This window comes from Neptunicella sp. (genome assembly GCF_048268085.1).
Lineage (GTDB): Bacteria > Pseudomonadota > Gammaproteobacteria > Enterobacterales > Alteromonadaceae > Neptunicella.
Genome location: NZ_JBLWWF010000003.1, coordinates 16594 through 35007 on the forward strand (window position 1 = coordinate 16594; position 18414 = coordinate 35007).

The following is an 18414-nucleotide window of genomic DNA, read 5'->3' on the forward strand; positions in this document are numbered from 1 at the left end:
ATTACAGAATCGTACTCGGCAAAAAAGTAATAATGCCGCTACCCACCTTAACAGGCAAAATGCTAGGCTAAGGCCTGATATTTTTTTACCGCAAATTCGCAAATTAAAGGACGCTATTTTTGCTCACCGTTTATCCCTCGAATAAGTTGGAACACCATGTTGATGTATTGCTGGCGCTGCTGAATAGCGTGCGGGTTTCACCCTTGCAGCCGATGACTATTCTGGTGGAAAACAAGGCCATGCAGCATTGGTTGCAGATGGAAATTGCCAAGCGTGCCGGGATTGCCATGCAGTTCGAGTTTAAAATGCCCTCGGCGTTTATCTGGCAAACAGCACGACGGGTGATGGACAACGTTCCCACCGATACCACCTATAGCCGCGATGTATTGCGCTGGCGGATTGATGAAATTCTGGATTCGGATACCTTTAACCAACATCCACTGGTGATTGAGGCAGAGCTGCGCGGTTATTGGCAGCGCAATAACAGTATTGCCGCGATGATGCGTTTTCAATTGGCCTCGGAACTGGCCGATTTGTTTGAACAGTACTTAATGTTTCGGCCGCAGGAATTACACGACTGGAGTCAGGGACATAGCCCCCATTGGCAAGCTTATTTATGGAAAACTCTGGTGGAACAGGATGCGCAACACCCCTTGGCGGTGCAGCAACTTTTGTTAAGCAAGTTGACTCAGGCCGATTTGCCCGAACATCTGATGATGTTTGCGATTAATCATATGCCCCCACAAACCTTGGAATTGTTTAAAACCCTGTCGACTAACATCAATATCCACCTATTTCACCTCAATCCCTGTTTTGAATTTTGGGGTGATGTGGTGACCGATAAAATGCGCAGCCGTCGTCAGCCCGATGAAGTCGATGGTGAGCAAATCAGCAATCCGTTATTGGCTAACTTGGGCCAGCAGGGCAAAGACTTTTTTAATCGCCTGTTGGAAGGTGGACACAACGAAATTAGTTTGCAGGCTGATCATATTCCAGCGGAAGCCGAACCCTCGGTGTTGCAACAAATTCAGCAGGATATTCTGGAACTGGTGGATGCCCGCCAGATGCCGCAACACAAAATCGATAATAGTATTCATCTGGTGTCCTGCCATAGTGCCTTGCGTGAAGTGCAAACCCTGCATGACTGGTTATTACATCAATTTAATCAGGATCCGGAACTCAGCCCCCGTGATGTGCTGATTTTGTGCCCCGGAGTTGAAGATTACGCGCCTTATGTGTTGTCGGTATTTCGCCATCCCTATGCAGAATGGAATGCCGATTCGCCACGTTTACCCTGTTCGGTAGCCGATAGAGCGCCGCTGGATGCCGAGCCGTTGGTGGCAGCTTATATGGATTTACTGGAATTACCCGACAGTCGTTTTTCGGTGAGTAAAATTATCAGCTACCTGAAACTGCCAGCCATTGCCGAGCGTTTTGGTATTGATGAAAGTGAAGTGGATACATTATCCCGTTGGTTGGCCGAAGCATGCGTGCATTGGGGGCTCGATCAGCAACATAACCAAAAGTTGCTCGGTAGCGATTCTGCCCAAGTTGATGATCGTTTTAGCTGGCGCTGGGGATTACGCCGGTTATTGATGGGCTTTATGCGTGCCGATCATGAACATATCAGAGTTGACCAACAGCAACGTGAATGGCTGGTGCTGCCCACTGTCGAGGGCGCGTCTTCGTTGCTACTTGGCCGACTAATGCAGTTGCTGGAAAACCTGCAATATTATGAGCAACGCTTGAATACCCCACGCAGTAGCGAAGGCTGGCAAACGTGCCTGACAGAGCTGAAGCAGCAATTTTTTGCTGAACCGCAACAAAGCTCAGAAGCCGATGAGATAATCACCAAAGTGATTACCGACTTACGTAAACAGCATGATTTAGCCAACAGTCAGCAAAAAATCCCGCTTACGGTTATTCGTCATGCCCTGCAAAAACGCTTTAGTCAGGCGGATAATTACAACCAGTTTTTAACCGGTGCCGTGACGTTTTCCTCTATGGTGCCAATGCGCAGTATTCCCTTTAAAGTCGTGGCGATTTTAGGCTTGAATGACGGCCAGTTTCCCCGTCAAAGTCAACCTAACAGTTTTGATGTGCTGGAACTGGGTAGTCGTGCCGGTGACCGTTCACGCCGTAACGACGACCGATATTTGTTTTTGGAATCGCTGTTATCAACCCGCGACAAACTGTATTTAAGTTATGTGGGGCGGGATATTAAAAACAACAATCCCAAGCAGCCCTCGCTAGTGTTGCAAGAGTTACTCGATTATCTGCATAAAGGTTATGGCTGGTTAGAGGAGAATAATCTTAAAGGTCAGATTGATCAGCAACCTTTGCATCCTTTTAGCAGGGATAATTTTATTGCTCCGCAAGGTAGCTTTGATCAGGGCTGGTTGAAGTTGGCCATCGCCCAGCAAGCCGGGCGTAATAATTTACAGGTGCAATCGATTCAGCCATTAGATTGGCCTGATGAAGCCCTGAATATTAGTGAATTGGTGCGAGCGCTGGATAATCCGTTAGCCTTTTTTGCCAATCAACGACTGAATATGTGGCTTAAAGATCAAACGGTGCAGCTGGATGACAATGAACCTTTTGCGTTGGACGCGTTAACCAGTTATTCAGTTAAAGATCATCTGTTACAAGCCAATCTGGATCAGGATGATGGTGATTTTATTCATCAACAGCAAATTGCTGGCAGATTACCCCGCGCCGAATTTAGCCAGGACAAATTAACCGATCTGCAAACCAAAATGCAGGACTTTTTTGAGTTGATGTCGCCCAGTTTAGCCAACACAGAGATGCAATCGGTAACGGTAGCGCTGGCAATAGATGAAAAGCAACGCGTTACCCTTAACGGTGAGTTTTATTATCGTGATGATGACAACTTATTGGTGTATTGGCGACCAGCCTCACGCAAGGGTAAGGATGATGTGCGTTTGTGGTTACAACATCTGTTAGCGACCATTGCGCTGGATAAACCGATACGCTCGCAGGGCTGGTGTGAAGACCGAAAGAATCCGGTGATGATCGATGCCGTATTGGATAAACCGGCCGCAGAGCAGCATTTGTGCAATATTTTGCGGGTTTGGCGTCAGGCCAGTCAGCAACCATTGTTATTACATGCCGAGTTGGGCCGAGCCTTGTTTGAACCTGTTGCCGAGCCACAAGTTGCCACTTTACAAGACTGTCAGGAAAACTGGTTGGCGCGTTTTGCTGATCAAAATACCCCACTGGATCGTGACGGTTATTTGCCCTGGTTTTATCCGCAGATTCCGCCGCTAGATGAAACCCTATTCAAATCGCTAAAATCGGTTTATGCGCCGCTTTATCAGCACCTGAAAAAACAAACTGGCAGGGGGAAAAAATCATGAGCGATTTGTTGAACAACCCTACCCCAATCAATATGCGCCCTTTGCAGGTTGATCAACTGCCACTGCATGGCCGTCATATTATTGAAGCCAGTGCCGGCACCGGTAAAACCTACAATATTACCAAGCTGTATCTGCGCTTGTTGCTGGAAAAAAAGCTCGACGTACAACAAATTTTAGTGGTGACCTTTACCAAAGCCGCTACCGAAGAACTGCGTGGCCGGATTGGTAGCGAAATTCGCACGGTATTAGCGGAAACCGAACTTCAACTGGCAGATCAGCAAATAGAGTCGCCGGAATACCTTACTTTAAAAGAAAGTAGGGACTTACTGCATAAAGCTTTGCTGCATATGGATGAGGCAGCAATTTCCACTATTCATGGTTTTTGTAAGCAAGCGTTGACCCAACAGGCGTATTTAAATGGGGTGCCCCCGGAAGCTAACTTGGAAGTGGATTGTTCCGATATACTGATGGACACCATTCGGGACTGGTTACGTAGTTTATCAGCTGCGCAATTGGCGTTGCTGAACAAAAAAGATCCGGATGATTTTTATAAAACCTATCGTGATGCGATTGAATCGACAATTCAAATTCAACCCGTACTAGACGAGCAAGGCATTGTCGCCAAACAGCAAGAAATTAAACAGCAACTTGCTCACTTACTGGCACCTTTAGCCGACGATATCCAGTTAGTGCTGGTGGAGGAGGCACCCAAGAATCCCAATCGTGCCGAACAGTGGCAACAAGTAAGCCAATGGCTTGAGTTACCGGATTGCAGCGTTGAAGAGCTTAAAAAAGCTTACGAAAGCTTTTTCAAAAAAGATCGCGCAATAAAGTCTGCTAACTCCGATGCGCTCGAAAAGGTTAAATCGCTGCTTATTAGCGAGCGAGCTCTGGAGTTGTTTAAACAGATTGAAAAACTGCAAAATCAAAAAGCCTCTATTCCTGCCCGTCAACTCATTACTAGCGGTATTGAGAATATTCGTCAGCGCTTTGCCCAGTCTAAACTGGCGGCCTCCAAGCTGGATGTGAATGATTTGGTAGTGCTACTTGCCCAGCAGTTACAATCAGCCAATGCAGATAAGCTGGCCGAGGCGTTAGCCAAGCAATATCCGGTGGCGTTGGTGGATGAGTTTCAGGATACCGATGCCCATCAGTACGGTATTTTCGCACGCTTGTATCCAGCTGGTAGCCGCGATAAAAGCTTGTTTATGATTGGCGATCCCAAACAGGCGATTTACCGTTTTCGCGGGGGGGATATATTCACTTATTTAAAAGCCCGACAGGCAGCGGACTACCATTGGGTAATGGATACTAACTGGCGTTCCACGCCATCAGTGATAACCGGTTATAACTGCCTGTTTCAAGCTGCCAATCAGGGGGATGCGGTATTGGGGCAGGGGATTGAATATCTGGATATTGGTTACCCTGGTCCCGAGCAGTTACGTAGCAGCGATGAGCATATTAGTGATCCGGACAACAGCATCACGGCGCTTAATTTTATTGTGGACAGACCCGAGGCACAAAAACCAGATAAAGGCTTAAGCCGGGACGAAAAGGATCAATCCCATCAACATATTGTGGATGCGATGGTGGCCGAGATTCAGCGTTTATTGGCACAGGTGCGCATTAAAGAACAGCCATTACAGGCTGGTGATATAGCCATTTTGGTGCCCAAGGGGACACTGGCAAAACGGGTGCAGGACAGCTTGCGTGAACAGGGAATTAACTCGGTATATTTAAGTGATCGTCAGTCGGTGTATCAAAGTGTTGAAGCCGAAGAACTCAAACGAGTGCTGGACGGCATTCTGGCCTTTAATGATGATCGTAAACTGGTGGCAGCACTCTCGACCCGGTTGTTTGGCGGCGATAGCCAGTTGTTATTTGATTTACAGCAGCCGGATAACGATGAGTTGTGGCAGCAAAAGCGTGATGAATTTGCTGCATTACGCCATCAGTGGGATACACAGGGTTTTTTACCCATGTTGATGGGGCTGGTACATGAGTCTTTTCGCCCCGATCCGGATAGGCACGAACGCTCATTAACCAATATGCTGCATTTGCTGGAATTGCTACAAAAAGCCGCCCAGCAATTTCGTTACCCGGCCCAATTGCAAAACTGGTTTGTGCAACAAATTCAATTACAGGATCGTGCCGAAACCAGTGAACAACGGCTGGAAAGTGAGGCTAACCTGATTAAAATCAGCACACTGCATGGTTCTAAAGGCCTGGAATACCCTTTTGTTTTTATACCTTTTGCAACGGAATACCGTGATCCGCTAAAACGCGGTAATAGTGCCAGTGAGTGTCTGAAATATTATGACCATGAGGCGGGAGAAAACCGCTTTTGTTTGCAAACGGATGATCAGGTTAACCAATGGGTAACACAGGAAGATAACGCCGAAAAAGCCCGTTTACTTTACGTCGCTGTGACCCGGGCGATTTATCGCTGTTATGTGGGCGCTACTGAAGGGGATAAAAATATTTCCGCAACCCCGTTAGGACTGGTGGCTAACCTTAAAACGAATGTGTCCGCTCAGACTAGTTTATTTAACGCATTGCAACAAATGGCAGCAGCCGAACCGGCTATGGGGGTGATGGAAGCCCAGCAATTACAGGCAAAATGGGATGCCACACAAGCGCAAATTAACCCAAACCGCGACGAATCATCTGGCTTACTGTCAGTAAGTCGTTTTGCAGGCGAAATTAGCGCAGCCTGGCGGATTAGTTCATTCTCGGCCATTACCCGTTTTAGTCATAACACGCGACTGGATCAAAAAGAACGCGCCGATCAGGCCGCAGTCGCAGGGCTAGAACAGCCAGAAGCTGAATTGATCGACGAGCAGGCACCGCTGCGTTTTACCTTGGCTAAAGGCGCGCACACCGGTAATTTGCTGCACGATACATTTGAAAATCTTGATTTTAGTCAACCGGATAACCAAACCAATTGGGACGAGGCATTGGCGTTACCGGTGCAGGCGTATGCCGATCCTGAGCTGGATGTGAGTGCGTTGCAACGATGGTTAACTGAATGCTTAGCCACTAAGCTTCCCGCATTGAATGAACCACAGACAACGTTGCGATTGCAAGATCTCAGCATCCAACAAACCAGTCGGGAGAGTGAATTTTATTTTGATATGCACACCCATCAACGTGGTGCGTTAGGGCGCTTTTTGGCCGAGTATCGCTTGCAAGACAATGCCGATTTTAATTTGCCGGATGAACTGCAGGGAATGATGCACGGATTTATAGATCTTATTTTTGAACATCAAGGTCGCTATTATGTAGCCGATTACAAGTCTACTCATCTTGGGTATAACCTAAGTGATTACTCACATAATAATATCTTAGCCGATATGCAGGAGCATTTTTATGATCTGCAATATCTGATTTATATGTTGGCGTTACATCGCCATTTAAGCGCTACCTTGCCTGATTATGATCCATATCAGCATTTGGGTGGCGTGTATTACTTGTATCTACGTGGCATGTCTCCCGGCAGCGACAATGGTATTTATGCAACTCAGGTAACCCCTGAACAGATCAGAAAACTGGACAACCTGTTTAAGGTACAGGTGTTTGCCGGAGAAACGGCATGAGTTATAGCAACAGTCAGCATTGCATGAATGCGTTGGCCGAGGTGGAAGCCATCGACTTTTTTGTTGCCAGCGAATTGTTGGTTGAATTTGAACAGACAGACAGCAGCCATTTACAGCATGTGTTTATTGCCCTTAGCCAGTTTTTGCGCAATGGCAGCAGTTGTGTGCCGCTTTCGGTATTGGCCGGGCAAACGCTGTGGGCCGATGGTATGGGCAAAAAAGGCTACCGTTTTGCAGACTTAGCCAGCCTTGAGCAACAGCTCGCTGCACTCCCCATTTTGCCAGAGGATGATGCCAGTATTGTGCTGGAAAATGGTTGCTTGTATCTGCGCCGTTATTGGCAATTTGAACAGGAAGTGGGTGAAGCTTTAACTCAGCGTATTCAGCAAACAATGGTACTGACCGAGCCGCAGCAGCAATTGGCTAAACAGGCATTAGCCAGCCTGTTTACCCAGCAGAAAAGCGATGAAATGGATTATCAGGCCGTGGCAGTGGCCAACGCCTTGCAACGCAAGTTAAGTGTTATTTCCGGAGGCCCCGGCACCGGTAAAACCTATACGGTAACTAAATTATTGTTGGCACTAAAATGGTTGTATGGCGATCAACTGAACATCAAACTGGCCGCGCCAACCGGCAAAGCCGCCCAGCGCATGAAAGAATCCATCAGCAATAACCTAACTGCCATTCAGCAACGCCAGCAAATCGATATAGAGCTAAACACCGAAGCGTCGACACTGCATCGGCTGCTGGGCATTAGCCGCAATCCGGTTGCGCCCCGTTATCATAAACAGCGACAGATAAATTGTGATGTACTGGTCATCGATGAAGTGTCGATGCTGGACTTACCCATGATGACCCGTTTGTTACGGGCATTACCGGATGCTGCGCAACTTATTTTATTGGGCGACGCCCAGCAATTGGCCTCGGTGGAAGTGGGGCAGGTGATGCGCGATATCAGTTGCGTGCCCCACCCCGGTTATTCAAACCCAACCGCTGGTCATATTGTCGATTTATTGAGTGCACCCTATTGGCTGGACTCGTTACAGGCTGCATCAGCTCGCGCGAATTACGATTATCTCACCATTTTAAATAAAACCCATCGTCAGGCTGAGACGGCTAATCTACAGAATATTAGTCATCTAGCCAGCTTGGTGATTAATGATCAGGCTGAACAAAGTTGGGCGCTGTTGCAGCAAAGTTTGCCCACTGAGAATCAAGAACAGGGAAATACACAGCAAGAGCTTGGATTTGATCAGGGCCAATTATCGCTGTTTGATATTGAGCACGCCAGCAATGGACAAGGTTTAGCGGCTGAATTGGCGATGTTGGCTAAACAATATTTTCGCCCCGTGGCACAGGCGAAAGATATTCAACAGGCGTTTAACGCACTGAATCAATTCAGAATTTTATTGCCAACCCGGGTAGGTGAATCCGGTGTCGACGCAATTAATCACCAAATCGAACAGGTACTGCATGGCACCGCTTATCGTGGTTCGAGCTGGTATCGTGGTCGGCCGATTATGGTCACCGAAAATGATTATGCTAATGGATTGTTTAATGGTGATGTCGGGTTAATTTGGCCGTCGGAATCGGGACAACTGATTGCCTACTTTGAACAGGCTGAAGGATTTAAAAGAGTCTCGTTGAGTCGTCTGCCCAAAGTGGAAACCGTGTATGCGATGACTATTCATAAAACTCAAGGATCGGAGTTTGCACGAGTGGCAATGTTGTTACCCCCAAGGAATAACCGGGTCATGAGTAAAGAGTTGTTGTATACCGGTATTACCCGCGCCAGACAGCATGTTTACCTGTTTGCCAATCAAACCAGTTGGCTAGCGGCATTTAGCAACCCAGCTAATCGTTATTCCGGCTTAAAGCACCGGTTAATCCCAGACTAGCTGGGCGAGATTACCTATTAGCAGCATACCGCACAGCAGCTTCCAGAATAGTAACGGGTTACGTTCTATTAGGGGGGCGTTTTCAACTTGTTGCAGCATGCTTTCATTGGGTTTTAACAAGTCCATTTCGAATTCGGAAAAGGCTTGATAACGATTATCAGGATGGGGTTGTAATGCTTTTTTCAGCGTTAAGTTAACCCATAATGGTAAATCGGTGCGGTGTTTGTTTAAGGCCTGATACTGCCATTCATTAAAGGATTTGGGAATGTAATCCTTGTAAGCAAAAGGCTTGTAGGGGAGCTCACCACTGAGCATTTCATAACAAATCACCGCCAGCGAAAAAATATCCGACTGATGTGAGCTATTGTTGGCGATTAAATATTCAGGGGCGATATAGTTAACCGAACCAAGGGGTTGTTCATCTTTGACATGTTGCTGGTTTTCGGCCAATCCGGCCACAAAAACCGTACCGAAATCGATTAGCTTCACCTGTCCTTGTGAGGTGATCATGATATTTTCCGGCTTTAAGTCGCGGTGTACCATATCCAGCCGTTGCAAAGTGCGTAAGGCGGTGATCACTTGTTGAATAATACTGCGTACTTGTTCCAGCCCTGGATGAGGATTGTCGATAATCCATTGTCTTAACGTTTGGCCTTCAATATATTCGCAAACATGATACAAAAACTTGGCTTTTTCTGGCCGATGGTAAATGCGCATCACATTGGGATGCTCAATCCGCTCGCCAATCCACGCCTCATGGGCAAATCCGCTTAAATAAACCGGATCATCAGCAAAGTTTTCGGACGGGACTTTTAGCCCGTAAATCTTGCCATCATCTTCATTGATCACTTTATATAAACTGCTGCGGGTTCCGTTGAACAATATTTGCAACACCCGGTAACCTTCCAGTTTCATGCCTATTTCCAATGGGGGTGGAATGGCTAAACGGGTTAATTGCCGGTAGTTTTCATCAATGTCGTAGCCGGGAAGTTCGTTCACTCTGACGATTAGACAAGTCAGATTATCATCGCTACCGGCTTGCTCTGCCTGCGCCACGATACGTTTGGCTAAGCCTTCCAAATCGGCTGAATCTTCCTGAATTAACTGATTGATTTGCTTGTCACTGATAAAGTCATGTACCCCATCGGTGGTAAATAAATATAGGTCATGACGCTGTAAATCGACTCCCCGGTAGTCCACATCTAAATGAGGATCGATACCCACAGCTCGGGTTAGATAGCTATTGCTGCCTTGAAAATGTTTGTGATCACGGGTGAGTTGTTCGAGATTGCCGTCCTGACAACGATAAATCCGGCTATCACCCACATGGAAAAGGTGGGCACTGGTGGATTTAAACACAATGCCGCTGAAGGTGGTGATCATGTCGCTTTGTTGATCGTAATAGGTACTGCGATGCCCCAGACACCAAAGATTTAGTCCGCGTAAGACTCGGGCGGCCGCGCGTTTTACTGACCAGGTTTCAGGTGTAGCGAGGTAATCATCAATGAAATTGGTGACGCATGTCACCGAAGCCAACTGTGCTTGACGGCATGCGCTCACCCCATCGGCTATCGCAGCCAATGCCCCTTTATGTTCCAGTATTTCCCCATCGGGTTGATAAGCAGCAAAAGCATCCTGATTCTCACTTTTGCTGCCGGCAGTAGTATAACCACCAAATTCAAGTTGTAATCTTTCCACATTATCACTCATTGGATGGTTATTTGTGGGTTAGCACTCAATATATACTACCCCACGGTAATTAATTCTACTGTACCATCTTCCCTCACTTCTGTAATAGTCCCTTTGGGTTCAACCATCATTAATAATGCGACGAAACCAATAACGGCTGTGGCCGCAATTACCATAAAAAAGGTGGAAGCATCGACCAGCGAATAAACGGTTAAATAAGTCACCGCCCCTACGTTGCCGTATGCGCCGGTCATGCCGGCAATTTGTCCGGTTAAACGGCGTTTAATCAGAGGAACGACAGCAAATACAGCTCCTTCACCCGCTTGAACAAAGAAGGAACAGGCCATCACTGCCAACACGGCTAGCCATATTGGCCACGCTGCATTGATTTGGCTAACAACAAAATAACCCATTGCCAGTCCCGCGGTTAAAATGAGTAGGGTTTTCTTACGCCCGAATTTATCTGAAATATAACCACCACCGGGGCGTGACATCAGGTTCATAAAGGCATACATACCGGCTAATAAGCCAGCTACCGCCATACTTAAATCAAAGGTTTCAGCGAAAAAGGCTGGGAGCATGGAAATCACCGCCAGTTCGGAACCAAAGGTCGCAAAATACAGTACATTGAGCACCGCGACTTGTTTAAATGCATAGCGGTGGATCTCGGGTACCGGTTGCTTAAAGACATTTTTATTTACTTTAAATGCGCCATAGGAATCATAGAAAAAGAGTAGCATCAGGCCGATATAAATAATGGTTGCGACGTTACTACTGAGCATGGATACGCCTTGGGGAGATAACTTCCAGTTCAGCAATGCCAAGGCAAAATACAGAGGCAGTTTCATGACGAGTAAAAAGAAAAAATCGCCTTTGCTGGTTACTTCTAAGCCCCCCATTGTTTTAGGGCTGAAATAGGTTGAGCCTTTAGGCGTGTCGCTAACATTTTTATAGTAAACCACACTGAATATCAGGCTCATTAAGCCGGTAATGCCAATCGCATAACGCCAGCCATCTTCACCGCCAAATAAAACCGCTACGGTGGGTAAGGTAAAGGCCGCCGCCGCAGAACCGAAGTTGCCCCAGCCACCATAAACGCCTTCTGCGGTGCCTAATTCTTTGGCTGGAAACCACTCGCTTACCATGCGAATACCGATGACAAAGCCAGCACCAATAAAGCCCAGTGCGAAACGAGAAATGACTAATTGGGTGTAAGACTCAGCTAAAGCAAAGGTGAAGCAGGGAATCGAACAAATAGCCAGTAAACTTGAGTAGACTAATCGAGGTCCAAATTTGTCGGTTAGGGTGCCAATTAGCACTCTGGCTGGAATGGTTAAGGCCACATTCAAAATGAGTAGGGTTTTCCATTCATCATTGGATAAACCCAGGTCATTCACGATGACGGCCTTTAATGGCGCCATGTTGTACCACACCACAAAAGTGATGAAAAAGGCCATCCAGGATAGATGTAGTATTTTCATCTTGCCTTGGAAGGAAGCTAAGTTAAATTTTTCAGTAGACAAAATACTTTCCTTAAATTTGAGTTGATGGACAGTGAGCCATTCGCAATTTGTAGGCCAAGTATTGTTATTTTGATGTTATGCCGGTTTTGACGATGGTTATTTTAGACTGGTTCGAAATGACTTTAGCAAATCCTCGCCACAGTCAGTCAATGTGGTTGTATTGCCCGAAACGTATCATCAGAACGCAAATCTACAATAACCCGTGAGGGGAAAAATTAGTCTGCTCTCAGGGCGCCTAAAAAATATTCAAAAGGTAATTCAAAGCGTGAATTTATGAGCTGGCCAGACTGGTGTTTAGCCGTTAATTTTGAATTTAATTGGTGCGCAAGCACCATAATTGGGCGTCCAAAATGCTGCGCACTAAACTTGTGCACAATGCACTGATAAGAACACAAATTACTCATTTTTAATATGAGTTATATTCTTAACCATTTGAATTTATTAAATAAAAAAATGTGGCATCAACACTGCTAGTAATAGACATCTCGTATTATTTATTTGTAAGAACAAGGATCACAGATGTCAAAGCCAACAATTAGAGTTGTGGTTGTCGGAAACGGTATGGTTGGACACCATTTTGTTGAACAGCTGCGCCAGCAAGCGATCACGGATATACAGATTACGGTGTTATCTGCCGAATCCCGATTGGCTTATGACCGTGTACATCTATCTGAATATTTCTCCGGGAAAACCGCTGATGATTTAGCCATGGCCACACCGGAACAATATGATCAGCTCGGTGTGTACTACAAGACTGATGCAAAAGTCATCGATATTGATAAGCAGGCAAAAACCGTCACTACCGAACAAGGTGAGGTGTTTGAATATGACAAGCTTGTTCTGGCGACAGGTTCTTATCCTTTTGTTCCCCCTATTCCCGGTAAAGATCGTGAACATACCTTGGTATATCGCACTATTGAAGATCTTGAAGCAATCAGTGCTTCTGCTGCGGTCAGTAAAGTCGGGGTTGTTATCGGTGGAGGGCTATTAGGCCTGGAAGCCGCTAATGCGCTCAAACAAGCTGGTCTGGAAACCCATGTGGTGGAATTTGCTCCTCAACTGATGGCGGTTCAGGTTGATACCGGAGGGGGTAATTTACTTAAGCGTAAAATTGAAGAAATAGGCGTTAAAGTACATACCAATCGAGCAACAGAAATGATTGAAGTCGGAGAACAGTACCGTTACAAATTGTGCTTTAAGGGCGGTGAATCGCTGGAAACCGATTTAATCCTGTTTTCTGCTGGCATCCGTCCACAAGATGAACTGGCGCGCAAATTTAAGCTGGAACTTGGTGAACGTGGCGGGATTGTGATCAATAACCAGTGCCAGACATCGGATCCGGATATTTATGCTATTGGCGAATGTGCTTTATGGAACAATTTTATTTTTGGTCTGGTGGCTCCGGGATACACCATGGCGCGTACCGCTGCCAGCCATATAGTTGGTGAAGAAGCTGCATTTACGGGTGCGGATATGAGCACCAAGCTCAAATTAATGGGGGTCGATGTGGGCTCAATTGGTGACGCTCATGCCCGTACCTCAGGGGCGCTGACATATGTATTTGAGAATCAACCGGAAGGCGTTTACAAAAAAATTGTGGTGGATGCGGATAAAAAGCATCTGCTTGGTGCCGTATTGGTGGGCGACAACAGTGATTACGATAATCTGTTGCAATATGCCTTAAATGGCATTGCATTGCCCGATGCGCCAGAAAGTCTGATTTTACCCACCAGTGCTGGCGGGCCTCCTGCGTTGGGCGCTGACGCGTTGCCAGAGTCCGCCACGATCTGTTCCTGCCACAATGTATCTAAAGGCGACATTATTGCCAGTATTGATGCCGGCAGTTGTGATTTACCTGCGGTTAAATCCTGTACTAAAGCAGCCACTGGCTGCGGTGGCTGTGCCGCGTTATTGAAAAATGTTGTGGATTGTGAATTCAGCAAACGGGGCATGGAAGTTAAAAAAGACATCTGTGAACATTTTCCCTATAGCCGTCAGGAATTATTTCATCTGGTACAAGTTGACCGGATCAAAAGCTTCGATGAGTTGATTGACAAACATGGTCATGGATTGGGCTGTGATATATGCAAACCGGCCATAGGATCGATTTTAGCGTCGGTGTGGAATGACTTTATTCTGGCTCCCGATCATGTGGGACTACAAGATACCAATGACACCTATTTAGCCAATATGCAAAAAGATGGTACCTATTCCATTGTGCCACGGGTAGCAGGGGGCGAAATTACCCCGGATAAGTTAATTGTATTGGGATTGGTGGCTAAAAAATACAAGCTATATACCAAGATTACCGGTGGCCAGCGGGTTGACCTGTTTGGCGCACGCATGGAGCAACTGCCGGATATTTGGAACGAATTAATCGATGCCGGATTCGAAACCGGTCATGCCTATGCCAAATCTCTTCGAACAGTTAAGTCCTGCGTGGGCAGTACCTGGTGTCGCTATGGGGTACAAGATAGTGTAGGTACCGCAATCGATATTGAAAACCGCTATAAAGGGTTGCGTGCGCCACATAAACTCAAAATGGCCGTGTCCGGTTGTACTCGAGAATGTGCCGAGGCACAGAGCAAAGATGTGGGTATTATTGCCACCGAAAACGGCTGGAATATGTACGTGTGCGGCAATGGTGGGATGAAACCACGCCATGCTGACCTGTTTGCTACCGATTTAGATACCGATACGCTAATTAAATATATTGACCGTTTTCTAATGTTTTACGTACGTACTGCCGACCGTTTACAGCGCACTTCGGTATGGATGGATAACTTGGAAGGCGGTCTCGATTACCTCAAACAGGTGATTATTGAAGATTCACTGGGTATTGCGGATGAGCTCGAAAGTCAGATGCAGCATGTGATAGAAACCTATGAATGTGAATGGAAAAAAGCGCTGGAGAATGACAGCTCATTAAAACGTTTCCGTCAGTTTGTTAACAGTCCTGAACAGGACAAAAATGTGATATTTGTCCAGCAACGGGATCAAATTCGCCCGGCAACTGAACAGGAAAAAGCCCAAATGGATAAATCCAAGGCAGACGAATTAGCCATCGAATTGGTGTAGGAGCAGATAATGAGCGACTGGATAAAAGTGTGTGAAGTAAATGACTTGGTCAACAATTCAGGCGTTTGTGCCTTGATTAGAGGAAAACAAATCGCGTTATTTTGTGTACAGCAAGCAGCGAATCAGCAAGTGTTTGCGATCAGTAACTGGGATCCAATTGGCAAAGCGAACGTATTAAGTCGTGGTTTGTTGGGATCGTCGGGTGACAATGTGGTGGTGGCATCCCCTTTATATAAACAGCATTTTTGTTTGCGTACTGGACTCTGTTTGGAGGATGCCGAACAACAGGTACAGGTCTATCAAGTCAGAATTGAAAACAATGATGTTCAGTTGCAATGGGTTGACTAAATGATTGCCAATCTCGCCAGTCAGTTTTTTAGTCGTTTACCTTATGGTTTAGGTCGCGTGGGTAACACTCGTGCAGCACATCAGACCAAGTTGCCGAGACACTCTAATGGACAGGTATGGTTGATTGGGGCCGGCCCTGGTGACGCGGAGTTGTTAACCTTAAAGGCTCACCGTCTAATTCAACAAGCCGATGTGGTGATGTATGACTGGTTGGTGAATCCGGATATTTTGCAGATGATCCCACCTAACGTGCAGCGGATATTTGTGGGAAAAAAATGCGGCCAACACAGTATGAAGCAAGCGGATATTTGCCAGTTAATGGTCGACACTGCCTTGCAGGGTAAAAATATTGTGCGCTTAAAAGGAGGAGACCCTGCCGTTTTTGGCCGCTTGGCGGAGGAGTGTGACATTCTCAGCCAGCATCAAATTGATTTCGCCGTGGTGCCGGGTATTACCTCTGCATCCGGTATGTCGGCTTATTCGGGGATCCCGCTAACCCATCGCGATTGCGCTCAGTCAGTGCGTTTTATTACCGCCCATATGAAGAATATTGAGCAGGAACCTGACTGGTCGGCATTGGTGCCTGAAGCATCGCAATCGATGAATGAGACGCTGGTATTTTATATGGGGTTGTCGCGGTTAACTATTATTAGTCAGCGCTTGATACAGCATGGAATGAATGCAGATATGCCGGTGGCGGTGATTGATCACGCTACGCTTGCCAATCAACAGGTGTGTACTGGTACATTGGCTGATATCGAAAATCGGGTAGCTCAACAAGATTTTACCGGACCAGCCTTAATTATTGTCGGTGAAGTGGTGACAAAACGACAAGGGGTCAATTTGTCTATGTTAGAATCGCCAGCCTTTATTTCTTAATCAGCCATATCCATGTCAGCACAGTTTAAACAACATTTGAAAACCCTAGGCCGAGGCTTACGCGCTGGTCGTAATTTAACCCAAGCTGAAGCCTATGAAGCATTTAGTTTACTGTTAGCAGGTCAAGCTACCGCTGAACAGCGCGGTGCTTTTTTAATGTTATTACGGGTACGCGAAGAAACGGCCGAGGAACTGGCCGGTTTTGTACAAGCTTGCCGAGCGTTTAATCAAACTGAATTGAGCGATTTGAAGGTTGATTTGGATATGGGCTGTTATGCCGGTAAACGTCGTCATCTTCCCTGGTTTTTGCTGGCTTGCAGAGTGCTGGCCCAAAAGGGTAAACGGATTTTTTTGCATGGTAGTGAAGAGCCGGATTCACAGCGTTTATATTTAACCGAAGTATTACCACAACTCGGATTTTCACCCGCGCAAACAGTCGCCGAAGCAAAGGTGCAACTGGCGCAGTGGGGCATGACCTATATGAACTTGTCCCAGATCAATCCACAGCTGGATGAGCTTATTCAGTTACGTGCCCAGTTTGGTTTACGCAGTTGTGCAAATACCTTGGCCAGAATGCTAAACCCCAGTCAAGCAGCGTATTCGTTGCAAGGGGTTTATCACCATCATGTAGATCAAAAACATGCGGATACCGCTTTGTTGACCAAGCATAACAATATGCTGTGTTTTCGTGGTGAAGGAGGGGAAATTGAGTTTAATCCTGAACGTAATGTAACGCTGCATGTGGTGCGGCACGGTGGTTATCAGAGCATCGAAGTGCCGTTATTGTTACCACAATGGCAAGTCAAAGATAAGGCGCTTGATGTACAGCAATTGCAACGTTACTGGCAAGGCGAATTTGCTTCTGATTATGCTTATACTGCGGTGATTGGCACTCTTGCTGTGCAGTTGGTGTTACTGGAAAAACTGGACTGGTCACAGGCGCACCTGCAAGCACAAACCTTGTGGAAGGAGCGTGATAAACAAGGCTTATTTTTAGAGGCAACAGCTTAACTTTCGGAGTAAGCAACTTGATTGCGGCCGCGCTTTTTGGCTAGATAAACGGCATCATCAGCTTGTTTGATAAACGTCGCAATATCTTGCCCATCAACCAGCCCGGCAATGCCGATGCTGCAAGTGAGGTTGACGTCGATGGACAGTTTTAGTCCGGCAATATTAGTGCGTATACGTTCGGCTAATTCATAGGCTTGCTGTTGATCCACTTCACATAAAACAATCAGGAATTCTTCACCACCATAACGCCCAACATAATCGGTTTGGCGACAGGTAGTTAAGATGTTTTGCGCAATTTGAACCAGAATCTCATCGCCAACCTGATGACCATGGTTGTCGTTAATGTGTTTAAAAAAATCTACATCCAGCATTAGGATGGAGCAACTGCGTTGATAGCGTTTGCAGCGTTCCATTTCTCTTTGCAGGTCAGACATAATGGCACGCCGGTTGCTGATGTTGGTTAATGGATCAGTGTGAGCCTGAATACGTAATTCTTGAGTACGCTCTTCTATTTTAGTTTCCAGCGTCGCGTTGATTTCGCGCAGTTCCTGTTGGGCTGCGACAAGTTCGGCATTACGTTGGGATAACATGGCTGCACTCGGCAGCTGCAATATTTTGGGAGTGAGCTTCCATAACACAATGGCGGTGGTCATCGAGATGAGGCCGGTGAAAAGTTTCACTATGCCTTCGAGATAATAATAACCATGCCAAATATTGATTAAGCCGAATACATGCGTAATACCGCAAAAACCGATGAACCCGGCGAACATTAGGAAAAGCCGGTCAAATTTTAAATCGTCGCGTTTACGTACCAAATGGATTAAGGCAATCGGAATGAGGGCATAGGCAATGGCGGTAAGTAAGTCTCCGCCGACATGCAGGAATAACAGATCCCAACGCCATAATAAACAATGGCCATGTGGCATAAAACTACCATCGAACAGATCACTAAGCATTTTATTATCCTTTTTAATGCTGAAACAACTGTTAAACAAGGCGTTTAGCCCATGGGGGG

10 protein-coding genes are annotated in these 18414 nt (G+C 46.4%); 7 read left to right on the plus strand and 3 right to left on the minus strand.

Translation table 11 applies throughout. The features are described from left to right. Positions 1-119 precede the first annotated feature (119 nt). Genes recC through recD form a run of 3 tightly spaced genes read left to right on the plus strand, consistent with a single transcriptional unit; the run spans position 120 to position 8871 of the window. Positions 120-3377: an exodeoxyribonuclease V subunit gamma gene (gene recC / locus ACTD55_RS02850; RefSeq protein WP_438862792.1), complete on the plus strand. Its 3258-nt coding sequence runs from the start codon at positions 120-122 to the stop codon at positions 3375-3377. After that, entirely contained in the window at positions 3374-6973 is a 3600-nt protein-coding gene (gene recB, locus ACTD55_RS02855; RefSeq protein ID WP_438862793.1) for an exodeoxyribonuclease V subunit beta, read from the plus strand. Before recC ends, recB begins: the two co-directional genes overlap by 4 nt. Further along, positions 6970-8871, plus strand: a complete 1902-nt coding sequence (recD, locus tag ACTD55_RS02860; protein ID WP_438862794.1) for an exodeoxyribonuclease V subunit alpha — start codon at positions 6970-6972, stop codon at positions 8869-8871. The genes recB and recD overlap by 4 nt, the downstream gene beginning before the upstream one ends. Here the strand turns inward: recD and ACTD55_RS02865 are convergent. Both ACTD55_RS02865 and ACTD55_RS02870 read right to left on the minus strand, forming a co-directional pair. Then, on the minus strand, positions 8857-10569 hold the full coding sequence (locus ACTD55_RS02865) for a protein kinase domain-containing protein (protein ID WP_438862795.1): 1713 nt from the start codon (positions 10567-10569) through the stop codon (positions 8857-8859). The two genes, recD and ACTD55_RS02865, sit on opposite strands and share 15 nt — an antisense overlap. A gap of 47 nt (positions 10570-10616) precedes the next feature. Beyond that, the gene (locus ACTD55_RS02870; protein WP_438862796.1) at positions 10617-12083 is read right to left on the minus strand and encodes a NarK family nitrate/nitrite MFS transporter; all 1467 of its coding nucleotides are present in this window, start codon (positions 12081-12083) and stop codon (positions 10617-10619) included. 519 nt (positions 12084-12602) lie between these two features. On the opposite strand from ACTD55_RS02870, the gene nirB reads away from it, so the two are divergent. From nirB to ACTD55_RS02890, 4 genes are read left to right on the plus strand one after another with little or no spacing between them, the layout of a single operon-like run. After that, positions 12603-15161 (plus strand): nitrite reductase large subunit NirB, encoded by a 2559-nt coding sequence (nirB, locus tag ACTD55_RS02875; protein WP_438862797.1) that lies wholly within the window; start codon positions 12603-12605, stop codon positions 15159-15161. 9 nt (positions 15162-15170) lie between these two features. Next, the gene (gene nirD / locus ACTD55_RS02880) at positions 15171-15509 is read left to right on the plus strand and encodes a nitrite reductase small subunit NirD (protein ID WP_438862798.1); all 339 of its coding nucleotides are present in this window, start codon (positions 15171-15173) and stop codon (positions 15507-15509) included. Then, a complete protein-coding gene (gene cobA / locus ACTD55_RS02885) occupies positions 15510-16388 on the plus strand; it encodes a uroporphyrinogen-III C-methyltransferase (protein WP_438862799.1) in 879 nt (292 codons plus the stop codon). Positions 16389-16400: 12 nt separating this feature from the next. Then, on the plus strand, positions 16401-17399 hold the full coding sequence (locus tag ACTD55_RS02890) for a glycosyl transferase family protein (protein WP_438862800.1): 999 nt from the start codon (positions 16401-16403) through the stop codon (positions 17397-17399). On the opposite strand, the gene ACTD55_RS02895 is transcribed toward ACTD55_RS02890, so the two are convergent. Continuing rightward, on the minus strand, positions 17396-18355 hold the full coding sequence (locus ACTD55_RS02895; protein WP_438862801.1) for a GGDEF domain-containing protein: 960 nt from the start codon (positions 18353-18355) through the stop codon (positions 17396-17398). The two genes, ACTD55_RS02890 and ACTD55_RS02895, sit on opposite strands and share 4 nt — an antisense overlap. Between the last annotated feature and the right edge of the window lie 59 nt (positions 18356-18414).

Coding starts and splice junctions, on each gene's coding strand:
- recB (WP_438862793.1), top strand. CDS start 3,374: ATGAGCGATTTGTTGAACAACCCTACCCCAATCAATATGCGCCCTTTG.
- recD (WP_438862794.1), top strand. CDS start 6,970: ATGAGTTATAGCAACAGTCAGCATTGCATGAATGCGTTGGCCGAGGTG.
- nirB (WP_438862797.1), top strand. CDS start 12,603: ATGTCAAAGCCAACAATTAGAGTTGTGGTTGTCGGAAACGGTATGGTT.
- nirD (WP_438862798.1), top strand. CDS start 15,171: ATGAGCGACTGGATAAAAGTGTGTGAAGTAAATGACTTGGTCAACAAT.
- cobA (WP_438862799.1), top strand. CDS start 15,510: ATGATTGCCAATCTCGCCAGTCAGTTTTTTAGTCGTTTACCTTATGGT.
- ACTD55_RS02890 (WP_438862800.1), top strand. CDS start 16,401: ATGTCAGCACAGTTTAAACAACATTTGAAAACCCTAGGCCGAGGCTTA.
- ACTD55_RS02895 (WP_438862801.1), bottom strand. CDS start 18,355: ATGCTTAGTGATCTGTTCGATGGTAGTTTTATGCCACATGGCCATTGT.